Genomic DNA, 18,442 nt, shown 5'->3' on the forward strand with positions numbered 1-18,442 from the left:
GGCAAGGTCACGCTCGAACCAGAATCTGGTGCTGTCCCCGACGTGCTGACCCCACTACAACCAGGATGTTGCGCGACCCTGCGGCCTGCGGCCGGTCTTGCCCAAAACCGAACAGCCGCCAGGCGTCGACGTGTTGCCGCACGTGCCGACATCGGCGCAGCTGGCCGACACCGGGGCACCGGCGAGGGCTGAGGCTCGCCGCTACGCTCAGCGGGTGGGCGACGCGCTGATACTCCTGGTCTTCTCCGGCTGCGTGGCAGCGATCCTGGGGATCCTGTGGTGGCTGGCGTCCCGGGTACGGCGCCGCGGTATCGGTGGTGAGGTCATGGGCCCGTTCGAGGAGATCTGGCATCCGGCCGCACACCGTTTCCGTGCCGAGATCCGAGTGCAGGACGCACGGGTGGTGCCCATGCCACCGCAGGGTGGCCGGCGCCACGGCCAGGGCCGTGACGCCGGCGAGTAGACCTCGGAGCGGGTGCGACGTCAGGAGGGCTTGGGCCCGCAGACGTAGCGGGGTTCCGCGTCGTAGCGCCAGGTGAACTTCTCCCGCTTGACCACCGCGCCGTCCTTCTTGATGACCCGGAAGGCGTCCTGGGTGAAGCCGTTGATGCCATTGGTCGCGATGCACGAGGGACCGGGTTCCAGGTGGATCAGCTTCGGCGTGGTGATGTTGCGACGCGGCCCGTACTCCGTTTTCACGCTGTCGTAGATCTTCGTGCTCCAGATCGACACGGTGATCGTGCTCGACGTGTACGAGGTGTCGATGAGGACGCCGTACTCCGTGTTGTTGCGGAATTTGAAGTCCAGGTCCGGCCAGAAGATCGTCGACTCGATGACCGCCGGGTAGCGGTCGAACCAGTACGAGTGGGGCTTGTGCTCGACGTCCTCCAGTCCGGCGTAGTACGTCGCGTTGAACAGCGTGGTGGTGAACTGTGAGGTACCGCCGCCGACACCCGGCACGAGCTTGCCGCCGAGGATGACCGGAGCGTCCCGGTAGCCCTGGGCGTAGCCGCGCTCGCCGGTGTGACCGTTCAACGAGAACGTCTTCCCGGGCAGGACGACAGTGCCGTCCACCTGCTTCGCGATGGTCGCGATGTTCTGGCTGCGCGACGAGGCCATACCGCCGGTGAAACGGGTGGTGAAGGTGGACACCCGCTCCTTGATGCCCAGGCCGGCCAGCTTCTCCGCGGTCAGCTCCGGCGGCGTCGGCTTCAGCTCGCCGGTCACCTCGCGGCCGTCCGCCTTCGGCAGGACCGCCAGCAGGTCCCGACCCAGGGCCGCGGTGTCCAGCTGCTGACCAGGTCGCCCATCCTTGGTGGTGGGCCGCCCGCCGGCGATGGCCATCGTGGCGTTCTTCGGTGGCGCCTCAATGGCGGCCAGGCCGTCGCCGAGCGCCGCCCGCAACCGCTTGACGTCCACCGACGGAGTCAGCTTGCCGGCCTTGTCGGCCGTGAATCGCAGGCTCTTCGCGATGGCGGCGGGCGGGACCTGCACGGAACCCTTGTCGGTACGCAGGATGACCGGTTTGGCGACCGCAGGCTTGGCCAACTCGGTGACCAGCCGGTCCAACTCCTCCGGGGTGGTCGCCGGGTGGCTCTCCACGAGTGGCACGGTGACCGGGGTGCCGGCCAACCAGCCGGCGCGCACCACCTCGGCCGAGCGTTGCGGTTCCAGGCTCAGCCCCGGCTTGGGCTGCACGACCTTCGGCGTGGTGCCCTGGTAGGTGATGGCCGGCATCGTCATTCCCTGGGCCTGGTTGCCGAGCACCTTACGGAGCGCGTCGTCCAACCGGTCCACGTCGACGGTGACCACCGGGTCGACCGTGCGGGAGCCGACCAGGCGGCTGACCGCGTGCGCGTCGGCGGCAGCCGCTGCCGCGACGGTCGCCGGCACGTCGACCGCCAACCCCACCTCGGCCGGGTTGATCTCGGCGGTCCGCCCGTCGACAGTGATCTTCAACGGGCCGGCTAGAGCCGCCGCCCGCCGGTCCAGCTCGGCCCGCAACTCCCGGTCGGCGTCCGCGCGGCTCCGGCCACCCAGTTCGGTGCCGAGCACGGTGGTGCCACGAGGAACGTCACCGGCGTACGCCCAGGCGCCGGCACCCGCCACGGCGGCGAGGACGCCACCGGTGACACCGGCGGCGAGCAGCATCCGTACCCGGCGGGGCCGGCTCGGGCCACCCTCCGGCTCGCCCGGGGCGGAGGTCGTCACCGAACCGTCGTCCGGCCAGGTGACCGCGGTGACCTGCACGGTGGGCCGGTCGTCGGCGGGGGGACTGTTTTCGCCGTACAGCGTCACTGCAACCTCGATCGCCAGGGTGCCGCGGGAGGTACGCCCTCCCGGAGGCACCTACGGTAACCAATACCCGGCCGTCCCTGCGGTTGCGCCCATCCGGTGCTGCTGGCGCGTGTCGCCCGGCGTGTCGTCGGGGCGCGGGGGCGGTGCCGGCGGCGAACCGCAGACGTGGCACGGTGACCGGGTGGACACTGCGGAGCGGGTGTTGGCGTACGGCGGCGGTTGGTTGGACCGGGCGGGTCCCCTGCGCACCGATCCGGCCCGGTTGAGCGCGCTGCTCGCCGAGTCGGGCACCGTGGTGTTGGCCCTGTGGCGGGACCGCTGTCTCGTCGACGCGGACGGGCCGGTCCGCCTGAGCGCGGAGCGGGCTGCGCTCGTCCGGTCCGCCGCGGGTGAGACGGTCTTCCTGGGGCTCGACGGTGACGTGGCCACGTTTGCCGTGGACCTGTCCGCACTCTCCGAGCGGGCCGCCGTCGAGATGGCCGGTGCGGCACGTTCCGTCGACGTGCGGGCCCTGGTCGGGCGGCTCGAACCGGGTGACGCGGCCGTCCAGGCGTACGCCCGGGGTTTGTTGCACTGGCATCGGCAGCAGCGATACTGCGGGGCGTGCGGGTCGCCGGCCGTCGCGGACGGCGGCGGACACATGCGCACCTGCACCGGCGGTGACTGCGGGCGTCTCCTCTTCCCCCGGATCGAACCGGCGATCATCGTGCTGGTCGAGGCGCCCGGCCCACCGGGTCGGTGTCTGCTGGCCCGGCACGCGGGCGCGGCCGAGGACGCGTTCTCGACGCTGGCCGGCTTCGTGGAGGTCGGCGAGAGCCTGGAGGACGCGGTTCGTCGGGAGATGGCCGAGGAGGCGGGCGTGACCGTCACCGACGTGACCTACCAGGGGTCGCAGGCGTGGCCGTTCCCCGCCGGCCTGATGGTGGGCTTCCGGGCCACCGCCACGTCCGACGAGGTACGCGTCGACGGTGAGGAGTTGCTGGAGGCGCGCTGGTTCACCCGGGCGGAGTTGCGGGAGCGGGTGGCCTCCGGCCGTACGCTCGGGCGGGTGGACGCCATCGACCACCGCCTTCTCGAGGACTGGTTGGCCGGGGTCTGACCGGTTGGACCGCTCCTGAGCTGCGTCAAACCACCCGCTGCGCGGTCGTTACATTATTGTAATCGGGCGATGTCTCGTCACGCTCCGCAGCAGTTCCGGCGAATCGCGCCGCTCTCCGTCCTTTTTGCCTTCTTTATCGACGGCTTCCGCAACCCAGCGTGATGCGGTGCCGGTGTCGACGCGGGCCTCTATTACTGCCCGGTAATCGGGGGGTTGTGACCTACGCCCCAACGGGTGCACCATCAACCCCGATCGTTACCCGCCGGTAACAGTGCCGAGCCCGGCACGGGGCCGCCAGTTCGTCACCGGCAACCGCGCGCATCCACCTCGAGGAGGAACCCGTGCAGGATCGGTTGAACAATCAGGGTCGTACCCGGTGGCGGCGGTTCGCCGCGATGGCGGTACCCGCCACGGCCGCCGCGGGCGCCATCCTGTTCGGAATGTCGACGGGCGCGATCGCGTCCGACATCACGGTCTCCGGCCAGACCTTCAAGATCGGCGCCGAGCGCCTCGAGGGTGACGGCTTCAAGCAGTACGGCGGCATCGTCCGGGAGAAGGGCAAGGACGGAAAGGCCGGTCAGGTCCACCCGATCGCGCTCTCCGAGATCAGCAGCGCCGAGTTGTACAGCCTCTGCCAGTCCGTCCGCGCCGACCTGCCGGGCCTGCCGGTGGTGCTCACCATCAACGCCGGCGAGGGCAAGGAGCCCGCGCGGGCCAAGGACCTGCTGATCGCAATGGACTCGCTCAACGGCAACGCGACCTTCACCAACATCAAGATCGGTCGGGACGCCACCGACCTGAACCCGACGGCGCAGGCCGGCTCGTTCGGCCAGAACTCCGACCACGTCACCATCACCAACCTGCAGCAGGTGTCCCGCTACACCACGGCGGCCACGTTCAACCTGGTCGGGCTTCGACTGAAGGTCAACGTGGGCGACGACGCCAAGGGCAAGGAGTGCTTCTGAGGTGAGCCGAGGCCCGCGGCGCGCCACCGCCGCGGGTCCGGCCCGTGTCCGTTTCCCCGCGTGGCCAGGAGGAGTACGTGACAACCGCGAACCCGTCCCACGCCCGGCCCGGCGGTCCGGCTCAGGCGTGGCGGCTCTTCCGCCGATGGCGGCGCAGTCGACCGTTCTACGGAGGCCTGCTCACCGCCCTGGCCGGGCTGGAGATGCTTGCGTCCACCCGGATGACCCTCAACGGCCTCAGCTTCCACAGTGGGGCGAGCGGCCTGCTCTCGCTGCTGATCCCGGTCATCCTGGTCACCTGCGGTCTGCTGCTGTGGTTCACCCCGGCGCAGCGCCTGTTCTACTCGGTCGTCGCGGCGGTCACCGCGGTCTACTCGCTGATCGGGCTCAACCTCGGCGGCTTCTTCGTCGGTCTGCTCCTCGGCATCGTCGGCAGCGCCCTCGCCTTCGCCTGGACGCCGGCCACGCCACCGGCTGGCGATGAGCGGTCGGCTGGTGGGCTTGGCGGCGTCGAGCCGGCTGACGATGAGCGGTCGGATGCCGAGCCGGCTGGCGTCGAGCGGGCCGTTCTCCCGACGACGGCCCAGGTGGCCGACGACGGCGAGCCGCCCGCGCGGCCGGGACCGTCGACTGACCCCCACCGGACGTACGGCATCGTTCTCGTGGTGCTCGGCCTGGCCGCGGGTGGGCTGGCGATCCAACCCCGAGTGGTGCGAGCCGCCCCGAGCCGGCCGGCGGCGACCGCCTGCCCCACCCCGTCCCGGGAGGCCAGCCCGTCGCCCAGCCACACCCCGGCCACACCGACCCCGAGCCCGGACGGCAACGTGGTCACCGACCTCCTGGACGGCATCGGTGATCTGCTGGGTGGTGGGCGCCGCGAGGAGCCCTCGACGAGCCCGGCCGCCCCGCCCACTCTGGGACCGACCGGCACCCCGACGGACGGCCCCGGCAACTGCCCGCCGCCGGCCCCGGGCGGGCCGGGCACGGCGACCCCCGAGGGGCCGGGCGGACCAACCCCCGACCGGCCGGGTACGCCGAACCCCGACAGGCCGGGCGCGGTCGAGCCGGGCAAGCCGCTGCCGCGCATCGCCGCCGATCCGACCCTGCCGACGGTGGCGCAGACGCCCTCCAAGCTCACCGGATCGTCGGTCCGGATGACCGGGCTGCGGTTCGAGGGAACCACCGACCTGCGTACCGTCAAAGGCGACCTCAAGGTGCTGAAGTTCAGCATGCGTGAGGCGGTGACCGACGACTTCCTGCTCAGCGCCGACGGCCCCGCTGGGCGCAACCAGCGGTACGCGACGGACCGGCTGACCGTCAGCGGAGACGTGGCGTTCTACGCCACCCGGTTCGTCGGCCGGCTACTCGGCATCAAGATCACCCTGACGCCGGATCTGCCGCTGCCGGACGGTGTGCCGGTCACCTCGCCCATCCCGATCACGTTCACCGACCCGGTCATCGACCTGGCGTACGTCACAAGTGACACGCTGACCGCCCGACCGGCGTTGGCGCTGACCCTCGGCTGAACGGCACGGCGGGAAGCGCCGGCGGTACGTCGTACCGCCGGCGCTTGAAGCCTTTGCTGGCTCAGAGCCGGGCCAGCGCCCGGCGCAGCGGGTCGAGACCCAGCGCGCCCAGGTCCAACGCCTGGCGGTGGAACTCCCGCAGGTCGAAGTCGGCGCCCTTGCGGGCCTTGGCGTCCTCGCGGGCCTGGAGCCAGATCCGCTCACCCACCTTGTACGACGGCGCCTGCCCCGGCCAACCCAGGTAGCGGTTCAGCTCGAAGCGCAGATTCTCGTCCGGAACCCGGCAGTGCGCCCGCATGAACTCCCAGCCCAGCTCGGGCGTCCACCGCTCGCCCGGGTGGAAGTCGAACGGATTGTCCTTGGGGATCTCCAGCTCCAGGTGCATGCCGATGTCGACGATCACCCGTGCCGCGCGCATCGCCTGGCCGTCGAGCATGCCCAGTTTGTCGCCCGGGTCCTCCAGGTAACCCAGCTCGTCCATCAGCCGCTCCGAGTAGAGAGCCCAGCCCTCGCCGTGCCCGGAGACCCAGCAGAGCAGCCGCTGCCAACGGTTGAGCAGGTCGGCGCGGACGGCGGTCTGCCCCACCTGGAGATGGTGACCGGGCACGCCCTCGTGGTAGACCGTGGTCACCTCTCGCCACGTCGAGAAGTCGCTGATGCCCTGCGGCACCGCCCACCACATCCGACCCGGGCGGGAGAAGTCCTCACTGGGGCCGGTGTAGTAGATCGCGCCGTCGCTGGTCGGGGCGAGGCAGCACTCGATGCGCCGGACCTGCTCCGGGATGTCGAAGTGGGTGCCGTGCAACTCGGTGATCGCCTTGTCGGCGAGGGCCTGCATCCAGTCCCGGAACGCCTCCTTGCCCTGGATGGTCCGCGCCGGGTCGGCGTCCAACCTGGCCACGGCCTCGTCGACGGTGGCACCGGAGCCCGCGATGCGTCCCGCGACGACCCGCATCTCCGCCTCCAGGCGGGCCAGCTCCGCGAAACCCCAGGCGTACGTCTCGTCCAGATCGACCTTGGCACCGAGGAAGTACTGCGAGGCGAGCTCGTAGCGCTCCCGGCCAGCGGCCTGCTTGTCCCGCCCGTGCGGGGCCAGTTCGGTACGCAGGAACTGGCCGAACTCGGCGGTCGCCGCGGTTGCCGCCGCCGCGCCCCGCCGCAGTTCCGCGCCGAGCGAACCCTCAGCGCCCAGCCGCTCGACCAGCCCGTGGAAGAAGTTGTCGCCGGTCGGGTCGACCCAGATGTCGCACTGCTTGGCCACCTCGACCAGCTGCACCTTCGAGCTGACCTGACCGGAGGCGAGCGCCTCACGCAGGGTGGTCTTGTAGCCGTCCAGCGCGGCGCCGAAGCCGTTGAGCCGGGCGGCGATGTTCGCCCGATCGTCGCTGGTCGCGGTCGGCATCAGGTCGAACACCATGCGGATCTCGTGCAGCCCGCTTTCGATCACGCTGATGCCGCTTGTCGTCTCGCCGGAGTCGTACCGGGCCAGGTCCAGGCCGAGCCGTTCCTGCATGGCCTCCTTGGCGATCCGCTCGGACTCGGTCTGCGGCTCGGTCACCTCAAGCTCGGTAAGCGTCCGGCGGGTGAGGTCCGCGCGCGCCCGGTAACCCTCAGGTGAGAGATCGTCGAGTTGGTCTTCATGGCCGGCGATGCCGACGAAGGTCGCGCCGGTGGGGCTCAACGGCGCCCACTCGGCCACATAACGGTTGGCGATTTCATCGATTCGTCCCACGCAGCGACCCTACGTGACCACCCCGCCCTCGTGTCGACGACGTTTGGCGTGTTCAGACCACTGACGTGACGAGCGGCGCAACGGCCGAAAGGCGCGCGACTTTGTCGGAGGGGTCCGGCAGAGTGTCAGGGGTGACTGCCGATACCACTCCTGACAAGGCACCGGTTCGCGCCTGGCTGCCAGGCTTCGTCGCCCTCGCCGTGATCTGGGGTTCCAGCTTCCTGTTCATCAAGGTCGGGGTGGCCGAGCTGCACCCGGTCCAGCTCACCCTCTACCGGGTCGTCGCCGGCGCGTTGACCCTCTTGGTCGTCCTCGCCGTGCTGCGCGACCGGCTGCCTCGCGAGCCCCGGATCTGGGCGCACCTGACCGTCGGCGCCGCGTTCGGCGTGGCCGTGCCGTTCACCCTCTTCGGCTACGGCGAGCAGCGGGTCGAGTCGATGCTCGCCGGGATCTGGAACGCCACCACGCCCCTGATCGTGCTGCCGCTGGCGGTGCTCGTCTTCCGCACCGAGCGGCTGACCGTGCGCCGCGCGATCGGGCTCGGCCTCGGCTTCCTCGGGGTGCTCGTGGTGCTGGGGGTCTGGGAAGGCATCGGCGGTGCGCACTTCACCGGGCAGTTGATGTGTTTCGGCGCGGCCGCCTGCTACGGCGTCGCCATCCCGTACCAGAAGCGGTTCGTCGCCGGCAGCTCCTACTCCGGCCTGTCGCTCTCCGCGGCGCAACTGCTGCTGGCCGCCGTGCAACTGGCCATCGTCACCCCGTTCGTCGCCGGCCTGCCGCCGCTGCCCACCGAGTTGTCCGCCGGGGTGGTCGCGAGCGTGCTGACCCTCGGCGCGCTCGGCACGGGGCTCGCCTTCGTCATCAACATGCGCAACATCCGGGTGGCCGGCGCGAGCACCGCGTCCACCGTCACGTACCTGATCCCGATCTTCGCGGTGCTGATCGGAGCCATGGCGCTCGACGAGCGGCTCAACTGGCACCAGCCGGTCGGCGCGCTCATCGTGCTGCTGGGGGTCGCGGTCGCGCAGGGCGCGTTCGGGCGCCGGAAGTCCCGCCCGGTGGTCGGTGTCGGCGCTCCCGCCGCCCCAGCCGCCGAGCCCACCGCCACCCCCGCCGCCGAGCCCGCCCACCACTGACCGGCCCGGCCCGGCTCCGCGCGGCGCGTGATCGACTCGGCCCGGCTCCGCGCGGCGCGTGATCGACTCGGCCCGGCTCCGCGCGGCGCGTGATCGACTCGGCTTCATTGGAGTCGGGGTGTCCAAGGCAGTAGGACAGGCCGATTTCCTTGAAGTCGAGTCGATCAAGGCCGAGCGGCCGGTCGGGCGATCTGCGCCGAGCGGCCGGGTCGGGCGATCTGCGCCGAGCGGCCGGGTCGCCGGGCGAGCAGAGCCGCCGTGGTTGGACGCGACGTTGGTCAGGCTCGCTCGTGCGTCCAGGCGACCAACTGTTTCGCCGGCCAGGTGTTGACCACCGAGTCGACGGGGACGCCGCAGAGGGCGGCCCGCTCACAGCCGAACCGCTGCCAGTCGAGTTGGCCGGGCGCGTGCGCGTCGGTGTTGATGGCGAACCGGCAGCCAGCCTCCAGCGCACGGCGGATCAGGCGCTTCGGCGGATCCTGCCGTTCCGGCCGGGAGTTGATCTCGACGGCGGTGTCGTACTCGGCGCAGGCGGCGAAGACGGCATCCGCGTCGAAGTCGCTCTCCGCCCTGGTCCGGGCGCGGTGCCCCCGGTCACCCGGCCCGGTCACCCCGGCCGGGCGGGACGAGACCATCCGGCCGGTGACGTGACCGAGGATGTCCAGGTGCGGGTTGGCGACCGCGGTCAGCATGCGACGGGTCATCTTCGACCGCTCGTCCTTGAGGCCGCTGTGCACCGAGCCGACCACCACGTCCAGCCGGGCCAGCAGCTCGTCGTCCTGGTCGAGGGAGCCGTCGGCGAGGATGTCCACCTCGATGCCGGTGAGGATCCGGAAGCCCTCGGGCAGCGCCGCGTTCACCTGCGCCACGTGGTCGAGCTGCCGGCGCAGGCGGTCGGCGGTCAGCCCCCGGGCCACCGTCAGCCGTGGTGAATGGTCGGTCAGCACCAGGTATTCGTGGCCCAACTCGACCGCGGCCAGTGCCATCTCCTCGATCGGCGAGCCGCCGTCGGACCAGTCCGAGTGGGTGTGGCAGTCGCCCTTCAGGGCGGCGCGCAGCGCCGTGGCCTCGGCGTCGAGGTCACTGCCCTCGGTCGCCACCAGTCGGCGCAGGTAGACCGGCTCCTCACCGGCCAGCGACTCCGCCACGCATCGGGCCGTGACGTCGCCGACCCCGGCCAACTCGGTGAGCGTGCCGTTGTCCGCCCGCGCGGCCACCTCGGTCGCCGGCAGACCCGCCAACGCCTTCGCCGCCGACCGGAACGCTCGAACCCGGTACGTCGCCTCGTTCGCCCGCTCCAGCAGGAAAGCGATGCGGCGCAGGTCGGCGATGGGGTCCCGGGCCTTCATCCCACCGAACCTAGTCGCTGCGGGGCCGGTCAGGGAGCCTTCGGGCAGCCGTTTTTGCGCTGCCACGCGACGACCTCGGCGGCCGGTTCCCGATTGCCACCACCGCGCCAGGAATCCAGGTACCGAGCCGGCCAGAGCACTCCACGCCGGATCCACCAGCCGTCCTTGCCCTTGCACGGTGGCGAGATGCCGAAGTGCACGTGGCAGACGTTGTTGGCGTTGCCGGTGCGGCCCACCTTGCCGAGCTGCTGCCCGGCGCGGACCCGCACGCCGGCGTCGACGCCGCTGGACACGACGCTCAGGTGCGAACCGTAGTAACGCACCCCGTCGTCGCCCAGCAGGGAGACCGACAGGCCGCCGTTGTCCGGACCCTGCGGCCCGCCCTTCGTGTACCTGTCGACGCGACTGACCTCAAGCACCGTCCCGTCGGTCACCGCGACGAACGGTTCACCGCAGTTGGCGAAGAGATCCGTGGCGGGGTACGCGCCGTGTGTCGGGTGGTAGTCCACGTTGCCGGCGCGTACCGGAAAGACATGCCGCACCCCGGCGCGGGGTGCCGTGGCCGACGGGCTGGCCGACGACGGCTTCGGGCGGGCCGGACCGGTCGCCGTCGGCGTGGCCTTCGGCGCGGCTGTCGGCGACACCGCCTGGTCGGCGGTCGCCCAGACCGCCGACGGCGTCGTCGGAGCGGCGTCGGTCGGCGCTCCCGGTCGGGTGGTCGCGCAGCCGGCGGCCAGCACCGGGGCGAGAAGCAGCAGGATCGGGTACACCGGACGCGCGCGGCGGCTGATCGTCGGCGAGGGCATCCGGTCATCCTTCCAGAGCCGGTACCGTGAGCACGAGTGGCGCGCGTGAGGGAGGGCAGCGACGGTGACCATCGCCCGACCCGATCCTGGCCCGGATCCTGGTGCCGCGCACCAGGTGGCGCGTCTCCCGTCGGGGCTCTTCCCGGCCGGTCCCCCGTCCCGCCCCACCTACCGCGAGCCGCACCCGGTCAGCGGCGGTGGCGTCGCCGCCGGCGGTGGCGCGGCGGCCACCTGGCTGCTGCTGTTCGGCCTGCTCGGCACCGATGTGACGAGCTACGCGTGGTGGACGGTGTTGGCGGGTCTGCTGGCGTGGGTGACCGCGTTGGTGCTGGTCCGCTACGGCGATCGTGGGGTCGCCACCGGGGTGGCCATCGTCACGGCGGGTGGCTGGAGCATCGCCGCTGCCGTGGTGGCGGTCCGCTGGGCCACCAGCGGTGACTGGCCGCTGTGGTGATCCGGGGGTTGCAGACGATTGCGCCGTGTGCCCGGTTGGCTGCGTAGCGAACGCTGTCTTGACGTAGCCGCCGAGACTCGGCACGCTCGGGACCATGGCCTGGACCACCCCGCGACAGGACCCCGATCGCAGTCGACGCCGCCTGCAGTTGCTTGCCGAGTTGGCGGGCGCCCGCGCGGTCCGTCAGCGCAGCCGACCCCAGCGGCAGCGCACCGAGCGTCTGCGCGAGCTCATCGCTACCCGCCGTCGAGTAACCGGCTGATCCGACTTTGTCAGGAATGACCGACCTCTCGGGGCGTTGACGAGTCGCCTGCCGACCCGACCGGCTAACGTGCACGCGTAACGAGTCGACGCTGTGTCGAGGGCTATTGGGGGGACCGTGTCGTACTTCGCTGCGGCCGTGGTGCGCGACGACAGTGGCTGGACCGCCGCCGAGGTCAGCCTGCGTGGCGCCACCGACATCGACGAGGTCGCCGAGCGGCTGCGTGACGTCGACCAGGAGGCCGACGTGTCGCTGCTCTTCGTCGAGGCCGATGACGCGTACCTGGTGATCCTGCGTCTCGACGAGGGCGAGGACCTGCGGGTGTTCGGTTCGGATTCCGCGTACGCCGAGGAGTCTCCGCTGGGCGCGCTGCTGGTCGGTGACCTCAAGACCTCGGTCACCGGGCTCGACGGCGACGAGGAACCACGCCCGGCGTCCACCGGTGACGAGGAGAGCGAGCAGCCCGCCGTCGATCCGGAGGCCGATCCGGTGGGTGAGGCCGACCTGCTGACCAACCTGGGCATCTCCGCGCAGAAGCTGCTGACCCTGTGCACGCACGAGGGGATGCTGCCGGCGGATGTCACTTCCGAGATCTGCCAGGTGCTCGGCTGCGCCGACGAGGTCGAGGAGCTGCGTGAGGTCTGAGCCGGCGGACGCCACCGACCCGGCACTGGAGACGATCCGGCCGGGGCAACCGACTCCCGGTGTGGTGGGACGTGCCGGACCGGGCGCGCACGAGGGCCTGGCCGACCCGGGTGCGGTCGGCCGTCGCCAGCGGCACGAGCTGTGGATGCGCCGCGCCCTGGAGGTCGCCGTCACCGGCACCGCCGGCGCGGCGGCGGGCACCACCGACGTCGACGACGTGCCGGTGGGCGCGGTGCTCTACGGGCCGGACGGGACCGAGTTGGCCATCGGGCGCAACGAACGGGAACTGACCGGCGACCCCACCGCCCACGCCGAGGTGCTGGCCCTGCGCCGGGGTGCCGAGCGGGCCGGCCGCTGGCGGCTGGACGGCTGCACCCTGGTGGTCACCCTGGAACCGTGCACCATGTGCGCGGGGGCGCTGGTGCTGGCCCGGGTCTCCACCGTCGTCTTCGGCGCGTGGGAGCCCAAGACCGGCGCGGCCGGATCGCTCTGGGACGTGCTCCGCGACCGCCGGCTGAACCACCGCCCCGAGGTCTACGGCGGGGTGCTGGAGACCGAGAGCGCCGCCGTCCTGCGCGCCTTCTTCCGCTGAGGTCGCCGGCTCAGGCCGCGGGCAGGGTGACCGTGACGATCAGGCCGCCCGCGGGGCGGGGCTGTGCCTCGACGGTGCCACCGTGTGCGCGGGCCACCGCGCGGACGATGGACAACCCCAACCCGAAGCCCCGCGCACCGGCGACCCGCTCCCGCGACAGCCGGCGGAACGGCTGGAACATCGGTTCGATGTCGTAACCGGCGATCGCCGGACCGGTGTTGGTCACCGTCAGGGTGACCTGGCCGTCGGCCCGGCCGGTGCGCACCTCGACCCAACCGTCGGCGCGCAGGTTGTGCCGTACCGCGTTCTCCACCAGGTTGACGGTGAGCCGTTCCACGAGCACCGGGTCACCACTGACCGGGGCCGGTGCCAACGACCGGCGTATCGGGACGTCGGGTGCCTGCTTCACGGCCTGGTCGATGACGTGCGCGCAGACCTCGGCCAGGTCGATCGGCGTACGGTCGGTCAGCTCGTTCTCCGAGTCGGCAAGGGTCAGCAGGCCGTCGATCAGCCGTTCGTGCCGCTCGTTGATCGCCAGCAACGACTCACCCAGCCGACGCGTCTCCGCCGACGCCTCCGGCCGGCTGACCGCCAGCTCCACCAGGGCACGGTTGAGCGCCAGTGGGGTACGCAGCTCGTGCGAGGCGTTCGCCACGAACCGGCGCTGCCCGTCGAAGGAGCGGTCCAACCGTTCCAGCATCTCGTCGAACGTGTCGGCGAGTTCGCGTACCTCGTCGCGGGGGCCGGTGAGCGCGATCCGCTCGTGCAGACCACGGCCGGCGGTGTCCGCGCCGGCGATCCGCCGGGCCGTGTCGGTGACCTGGTGCAGCGGCTGCAACGCTCGGCCGGCGAGCAGCCAGCCGAAGGCGACCGCCACCGCCGACACCACGATCAACGCGATGCCACCCTGGGTGAGCAGGGACTCCAGGGCGTTGCGCTTGGCCTCGTCCTGCGCCTCCTGCAACAGGGCGCGCACATTGTCGATGTTCTGCCCGCTGGGCGTCGTGGGGGCGGTCTTCGGCAGGTCGCTCAGTTTCACCCCGAACGGCTGGGGCATCCGCTGATCCACGAGCACGTACGTGACGGCCAGCAGGACCACACCGGCCAGCAGGAAGAGCCCGCCGTAGATCAGGGTGAGTCGGGCGCGGATGGTCAGGCGCTTCATCGGATCTGATACCCCGCTCCGGGCACCGTCTCGATCACCGGCGGGTCGCCGAGCTTGCGGCGCAGCTTCATCACGGTGACCCGGACGACATTTGTGAACGGGTCGATGTGCTCGTCCCAGGCACGTTCCAGCAGGTCCTCGGCGGAAACCACGGCGCCGTCGGCGCGCAGCAACTCGACGAGCACCGCGAACTCCTTGCGGGACAGCGCCACGTGCCGGTCGTCGCGGCGTACCTCGTGCCGGGCCGGGTCGAGCTGGATACCGGCGCGACGCAGCGTCGGCGGGGCCGCCGGACGGGCGCGCCGGGTCAGCGCGTGCACCCGCGCCGACAACTCGACAAGGGCGAACGGCTTGGTCAGGTAGTCGTCGGCGCCGAGCGCCAACCCCGCCACCCGCTCCCGGACCGCTGCCGCCGCGGTCAGCATCAGGACCCGGGTCTCCCCGCCCGCGTCCACGATCGCCCGGCACACGTCGTCGCCGTGCACCACCGGCAGGTCCCGATCCAGGACCACCACGGCGTACTCGTTGACGCCGAGCCGCTCCAGCGCGGCGTCACCGTCGTACGCCACGTCGACCGCGAACGACTCCCTACGCAGCCACTCCGCGATGGCGTCCGCCAGCACGGTCTCGTCCTCGACAACCAGCACTCTCACCCCTCCATGGTCCTCGGGGTGCGGTAACGGCGGCATAACCGCTGACGGTAACGCCGGGGATACGCCCGCTGCCGTGCACTGGGTGTCGACGTCCGACGAGTCGCGTCGGACCCACAGCGGAGGCGGACACCATGCGGCGACAGATGCTCGCGATACCCGTCCTGCTCGCCCTGGCGGTGGCCGGGTGCGGTGCGGGAGGCGACGACGGCGGCGGGGTGGCGACCGCCGGTGGGGCGACGGCGAGCGCCACGGCGAGCGGCGCACCGGTCAGTGATTCGGACAAACAGCTCGCGTTTGCCAGGTGCATGCGGGAGAACGGAGTGGACCTGCCCGACCCGGAGGCGGGCGGCCGTCCCGGCTTCCGGTTCGGCGCGGACGTGGATCGGCAGAAGGTCCAGGCGGCCATGGAGAAGTGCCAGGACAAGCTGCCCAACGGTGGGCAGGGACCGCAGCTCAACCCCGAGCAGGCCGAGCAGATGCGCGCGCTCGCGAAGTGCATGCGGGAGAACGGGGTGCCGGACTTCCCGGACCCGGACGCCGACGGGAGGGTCCGGATCGGGCAGGGCGGCAACGCGATCGACATCAGCGACCCGGCCATGAAGGCCGCGATGGAGAAGTGCCGGCAGAACGCACCACAGTTCGGGGGCGGCCGGTGACCGGCGTTTCCCGACGCGGGCGGCTGCGCGCCGCCGTCATCGGCGGCGTCGTCCTGCTGCTCGCCGCCGTGGGCGTGAGCGCCGCGGTGGGCTTCGGCGGCGGCGGAGACCGTGCCGAGGCCGGCAGCCCACCACCGGCCACCGCGACCGTCACCCGGCAGACCCTGGCCGACTCGGAAACCGTCGAAGGCGAGTTGGGGTACGGCGCGACGCGTACCGCCACGGCGAAGCTCGGCGGCACCGTCACCGCGTTGCCACCGACCGGGTCGACGGTGCAGCGGGGGCGGGCGCTCTACTCGGTCGACAACGAGAAGGTGGTGCTCCTCTACGGCGGGTTGCCCGCGTACCGGACCCTCGCCCCCGGGGTGGAGGGCGCCGACGTCGCGCAGTTCGAGCGGAACCTCAAGGCGTTGGGATACACCGGCTTCACCGTCGACGACGAGTACACCGGCTCCACCGCCGACGCCGTCCGGGACTGGCAGGAGGACCTCGGCCTGCCCGAGACCGGCCGGGTCGAGGCGGGCCGGATCGTGTACGCCGACCGGGAGGTCCGGGTGGAGAGCCACCAGGCGGACGTCGGTGATCTCACGCAACCCGGCCAGGCGGTGCTCGCCTACACCGGTACCAGCCGCCTGGTCACCGTCGAGTTGGACGTGGACGACCAGCGGCTGGCCAAGCGCGACGCGAAGGTCACCGTGCGGCTGCCGGACGCCCGGACGGTGGCGGGCACGGTCAGTACGATCGAGACCGTCATCCAGGCCGGCGCCGCCGGAGAGAACGGGCAGTCCGGCGACGCCGAGACGAAGATCGAGGTGACCGTCGCGGTCGCCGACCCGAAGGCCCTGGCCGGCTTCGACCAGGCCAGCGCCGACGTCGTGTTCACCGCCGCGGAGCGCCCGGACGTCCTCACCGTGCCGGTGTCGGCGCTTCTCGCGCTCGCCGAGGGTGGGTACGGCGTCCAGGTCGCCGAGGGGGAGGCGAGCCGGATCGTCGCCGTGACCACGGGCCTGTTCGCCGACGGCCGGGTGGAGGTCACCGGCGCGGACCTCACCGAGGGCACGACGGTGGTGGTGCCGAGATGACCGGCGAGGTGATCGTGCTCGACCGGGTCAGCAAACGGTACGCCGGCGACGTCGTCGCGTTGGACGACGTGTCGTTGCGGATCGGCCACGGCGAGCTGGTGGGGATCGTCGGCCCGTCCGGGTCGGGCAAGTCGACGATGCTGCACCTGATCGGCACCCTGGACCGGCCGTCGTCGGGCAGCGTGCTCATCGACGGGTACGACGCGGCGAAGCTGACCGACCGGGAGTTGTCCGCCCTGCGGGCCAGCCGGATCGGCTTCGTGTTCCAGCAGTTCCACCTGGCCCCCGGCGTTCCGATCGTGGACAACGTGGCCGACGGGTTGCTCTACTCCGGCGTACCCCTGCGGCGGCGGCGCGAACGCGCGCAGGCCGCGTTGGTCCGGGTTGGCCTGGGCCACCGGCTTGGGCACCGGCCGCACGAGCTGTCCGGCGGGGAACGGCAGCGGGTGGCCGTGGCGCGGGCGGTGGTCGGCGAGCCGACGGTGCTGCTCGCCGACGAGCCGACCGGCAACCTGGACTCCGCGTCCGGTGCCGGGGTGCTGGAGTTGCTGCACGAGCTGCACCGGTCCGGCACCACCGTCCTGGTGATCACCCACGACCGGGAGATCGCGGAGGGGCTGCCCCGGCAGGTGCGGATGCGCGACGGCGCGGTGCGGCACGACTCGGCCGGTACGCCGGGCGGGGTCGGCTGATGGCGACGTTGACGCCGGCCCGGCTGGGACCGGCGGACATCCTGCGGGTCGGCGGGGTGGGCCTGCGGACCCGTCCGCTGCGGGCGTTCCTCTCCGCGCTGGGCATCGCCATCGGTATCGCCGCGATGATCGCGGTCGTCGGGATCTCGTCGTCGTCCCGGGCGGAGCTGGACCGCGCGCTCGACGCGCTCGGCACCAACCTGCTCACCGTCGAGCCGGGCAACACCCTGTTCGGGGCGGACGCCCAACTGCCCGACGAGTCGGTCGCCATGATCGGACGGATCGGCCCGGTGACCGAGGTGTCGGCGACCGGGCAGGTCGCCGACGCCAAGGTCTACCGTTCGGATCGGATCCCGGCCGCGGAGACCGGTGGCATCGCCACCCGGGCGGCCCGTCTGGACCTGCTCGGCACCGTCGGGGCCGAGCTGACCAGCGGTACGTGGCTCAACGAGGCGACCGCCCACTACCCGGCGGTGGTACTCGGCGCCACCGCGGCGCAACGGCTCGGGATCATCGCGGCCGACCCGCAGGTGCAGGTGTGGCTGGGTGGGCGGGGGTTCACGGTGGTCGGCATCCTCGCCGCCGCGCCACTGGCTCCGGAGCTGGACACCGCGGCGTTGGTCGGCTGGCCGGCGGCGACCGACTACCTGGGCTTCGACGGGCACCCCACCACCATCTACACCCGGGCGCAGGAGGCGCAGGTCGAGGCGGTCCGCTCGGTGCTCGGCGCGACCGCGAACCCCGGGGCGCCGAACGAGGTCGAGGTGTCCCGTCCCTCCGACGCGCTCGCCGCCGCCGAGGCGACCGACGACGCGTTCACCGGGCTGCTGCTGGGCCTGGGCGCGGTCGCCCTGCTGGTCGGCGGGGTCGGCGTGGCGAACACCATGGTGATCTCGGTGCTGGAACGGCGGGCCGAGATCGGCCTGCGCCGTTCGCTCGGCGCGACCCGTGGACAGGTACGGACCCAGTTCCTCGCCGAATCGCTGCTGCTCTCCGCACTTGGCGGGATCGGCGGGGTGTTGCTGGGCATCCTGGTCACCTCGGGGTACGCGTTCTCCCAGGACTGGCCGACAGTGGTGCCGGCCTGGGCGATGCTCGGCGGCGTCGGCGCGACCCTGGTCATCGGCGGTTTCGCGGGCCTGTACCCGGCGGTGCGCGCCGCCCGTCTCGCGCCGACGGAGGCGCTGGCCGCCGTCTGACCGCCGTGCCGGCGTGCGGGTCGGGCCGGGGTGGCGCGGGTCGGGGTGGCGTGGGCGGGGCCGGCGCGGGTCGGCCCCAGGCAGAAAAGCGTGATGACTGTGAGGCATCAATATGCCCCACAGTCATCACG

The 18,442-nt window shown here is 71.9% G+C and carries 18 protein-coding genes; 12 read left to right on the forward strand and 6 right to left on the reverse strand.

Annotated elements, in window-relative coordinates; translation table 11 throughout:
- Positions 1-214 precede the first annotated feature (214 nt).
- Entirely contained in the window at positions 215-463 is a 249-nt protein-coding gene (locus AB0O48_RS05695; RefSeq protein ID WP_357255585.1) for a hypothetical protein, read from the forward strand.
- Between the two features lie 20 nt (positions 464-483).
- Here the strand turns inward: AB0O48_RS05695 and AB0O48_RS05700 are convergent, their stop codons facing one another.
- Positions 484-2,298, reverse strand: a complete 1,815-nt coding sequence (locus AB0O48_RS05700; RefSeq protein ID WP_365063359.1) for a VanW family protein — start codon at positions 2,296-2,298, stop codon at positions 484-486.
- A gap of 181 nt (positions 2,299-2,479) precedes the next feature.
- Between AB0O48_RS05700 and nudC the strand changes: the two genes are divergently transcribed.
- The 3 genes from nudC (at position 2,480) to AB0O48_RS05715 (ending at position 5,888) form a co-directional block, all read left to right on the forward strand.
- Positions 2,480-3,397 carry an NAD(+) diphosphatase gene (gene nudC, locus AB0O48_RS05705; RefSeq protein WP_357255581.1) on the forward strand — a complete coding sequence of 306 codons (918 nt, stop codon included), beginning with the start codon at positions 2,480-2,482 and terminating at the stop codon, positions 3,395-3,397.
- A 341-nt stretch (positions 3,398-3,738) separates the two neighbouring features.
- Positions 3,739-4,362 carry a DUF6230 family protein gene (locus AB0O48_RS05710; protein ID WP_357255580.1) on the forward strand — a complete coding sequence of 208 codons (624 nt, stop codon included), beginning with the start codon at positions 3,739-3,741 and terminating at the stop codon, positions 4,360-4,362.
- Between the two features lie 77 nt (positions 4,363-4,439).
- Positions 4,440-5,888: a DUF6114 domain-containing protein gene (locus AB0O48_RS05715; RefSeq protein ID WP_365063364.1), complete on the forward strand. Its 1,449-nt coding sequence runs from the start codon at positions 4,440-4,442 to the stop codon at positions 5,886-5,888.
- 61 nt (positions 5,889-5,949) lie between these two features.
- On the opposite strand, the gene AB0O48_RS05720 is transcribed toward AB0O48_RS05715, so the two are convergent.
- The gene (locus AB0O48_RS05720) at positions 5,950-7,620 is read right to left on the reverse strand and encodes a DUF885 domain-containing protein (RefSeq protein WP_365063367.1); all 1,671 of its coding nucleotides are present in this window, start codon (positions 7,618-7,620) and stop codon (positions 5,950-5,952) included.
- 131 nt (positions 7,621-7,751) lie between these two features.
- Between AB0O48_RS05720 and AB0O48_RS05725 the strand changes: the two genes are divergently transcribed.
- The gene (locus AB0O48_RS05725) at positions 7,752-8,756 is read left to right on the forward strand and encodes a DMT family transporter (protein WP_357255575.1); all 1,005 of its coding nucleotides are present in this window, start codon (positions 7,752-7,754) and stop codon (positions 8,754-8,756) included.
- Positions 8,757-9,034: 278 nt separating this feature from the next.
- Here the strand turns inward: AB0O48_RS05725 and AB0O48_RS05730 are convergent, their stop codons facing one another.
- Positions 9,035-10,105 (reverse strand): PHP domain-containing protein, encoded by a 1,071-nt coding sequence (locus tag AB0O48_RS05730; RefSeq protein WP_357255573.1) that lies wholly within the window; start codon positions 10,103-10,105, stop codon positions 9,035-9,037.
- 29 nt (positions 10,106-10,134) lie between these two features.
- Positions 10,135-10,911 carry a peptidoglycan DD-metalloendopeptidase family protein gene (locus AB0O48_RS05735; protein ID WP_357255571.1) on the reverse strand — a complete coding sequence of 259 codons (777 nt, stop codon included), beginning with the start codon at positions 10,909-10,911 and terminating at the stop codon, positions 10,135-10,137.
- 70 nt (positions 10,912-10,981) lie between these two features.
- On the opposite strand from AB0O48_RS05735, the gene AB0O48_RS05740 reads away from it, so the two are divergent.
- The 3 genes from AB0O48_RS05740 (at position 10,982) to AB0O48_RS05750 (ending at position 12,864) form a co-directional block, all read left to right on the forward strand.
- Positions 10,982-11,365: a hypothetical protein gene (locus tag AB0O48_RS05740; protein ID WP_365064337.1), complete on the forward strand. Its 384-nt coding sequence runs from the start codon at positions 10,982-10,984 to the stop codon at positions 11,363-11,365.
- Positions 11,366-11,744: 379 nt separating this feature from the next.
- Positions 11,745-12,272 (forward strand): tRNA adenosine deaminase-associated protein, encoded by a 528-nt coding sequence (locus tag AB0O48_RS05745; protein WP_357255569.1) that lies wholly within the window; start codon positions 11,745-11,747, stop codon positions 12,270-12,272.
- A 145-nt stretch (positions 12,273-12,417) separates the two neighbouring features.
- Entirely contained in the window at positions 12,418-12,864 is a 447-nt protein-coding gene (locus AB0O48_RS05750; protein ID WP_357255594.1) for a nucleoside deaminase, read from the forward strand.
- Positions 12,865-12,874: 10 nt separating this feature from the next.
- On the opposite strand, the gene AB0O48_RS05755 is transcribed toward AB0O48_RS05750, so the two are convergent.
- Together AB0O48_RS05755 and AB0O48_RS05760 are read right to left on the reverse strand one after the other, a co-directional pair.
- On the reverse strand, positions 12,875-14,029 hold the full coding sequence (locus AB0O48_RS05755; RefSeq protein ID WP_365063371.1) for a HAMP domain-containing sensor histidine kinase: 1,155 nt from the start codon (positions 14,027-14,029) through the stop codon (positions 12,875-12,877).
- On the reverse strand, positions 14,026-14,682 hold the full coding sequence (locus tag AB0O48_RS05760; protein WP_357255565.1) for a response regulator transcription factor: 657 nt from the start codon (positions 14,680-14,682) through the stop codon (positions 14,026-14,028). The genes AB0O48_RS05755 and AB0O48_RS05760 overlap by 4 nt, the downstream gene beginning before the upstream one ends.
- 143 nt (positions 14,683-14,825) lie before the next feature.
- Here AB0O48_RS05760 and AB0O48_RS05765 point away from each other — a divergent pair, with 143 nt between their 5' ends.
- The 4 genes from AB0O48_RS05765 to AB0O48_RS05780 are packed head-to-tail and all read left to right on the forward strand — an operon-like array spanning position 14,826 to position 18,311.
- Positions 14,826-15,338, forward strand: coding sequence for a hypothetical protein (locus AB0O48_RS05765; protein ID WP_357570718.1), 513 nt, complete (start codon positions 14,826-14,828; stop codon positions 15,336-15,338).
- Positions 15,335-16,420 (forward strand): peptidoglycan-binding domain-containing protein, encoded by a 1,086-nt coding sequence (locus AB0O48_RS05770; RefSeq protein ID WP_357570719.1) that lies wholly within the window; start codon positions 15,335-15,337, stop codon positions 16,418-16,420. The genes AB0O48_RS05765 and AB0O48_RS05770 overlap by 4 nt, the downstream gene beginning before the upstream one ends.
- Positions 16,417-17,112, forward strand: a complete 696-nt coding sequence (locus AB0O48_RS05775) for an ABC transporter ATP-binding protein (protein ID WP_357255559.1) — start codon at positions 16,417-16,419, stop codon at positions 17,110-17,112. Before AB0O48_RS05770 ends, AB0O48_RS05775 begins: the two co-directional genes overlap by 4 nt.
- Positions 17,112-18,311 (forward strand): ABC transporter permease, encoded by a 1,200-nt coding sequence (locus AB0O48_RS05780; RefSeq protein ID WP_357255557.1) that lies wholly within the window; start codon positions 17,112-17,114, stop codon positions 18,309-18,311. Before AB0O48_RS05775 ends, AB0O48_RS05780 begins: the two co-directional genes overlap by 1 nt.
- The last annotated feature ends 131 nt before the right edge of the window (positions 18,312-18,442 follow it).

Source organism: Micromonospora sp. NPDC085948 (genome assembly GCF_040686315.1).
Lineage (GTDB): Bacteria > Actinomycetota > Actinomycetes > Mycobacteriales > Micromonosporaceae > Micromonospora.

Coding starts and splice junctions, on each gene's coding strand:
- AB0O48_RS05730 (WP_357255573.1), bottom strand. CDS start 10,105: ATGAAGGCCCGGGACCCCATCGCCGACCTGCGCCGCATCGCTTTCCTG.
- AB0O48_RS05780 (WP_357255557.1), top strand. CDS start 17,112: ATGGCGACGTTGACGCCGGCCCGGCTGGGACCGGCGGACATCCTGCGG.
- AB0O48_RS05750 (WP_357255594.1), top strand. CDS start 12,418: ATGCGCCGCGCCCTGGAGGTCGCCGTCACCGGCACCGCCGGCGCGGCG.
- AB0O48_RS05735 (WP_357255571.1), bottom strand. CDS start 10,911: ATGCCCTCGCCGACGATCAGCCGCCGCGCGCGTCCGGTGTACCCGATC.
- AB0O48_RS05755 (WP_365063371.1), bottom strand. CDS start 14,029: ATGAAGCGCCTGACCATCCGCGCCCGACTCACCCTGATCTACGGCGGG.
- AB0O48_RS05775 (WP_357255559.1), top strand. CDS start 16,417: ATGACCGGCGAGGTGATCGTGCTCGACCGGGTCAGCAAACGGTACGCC.
- AB0O48_RS05765 (WP_357570718.1), top strand. CDS start 14,826: ATGCTCGCGATACCCGTCCTGCTCGCCCTGGCGGTGGCCGGGTGCGGT.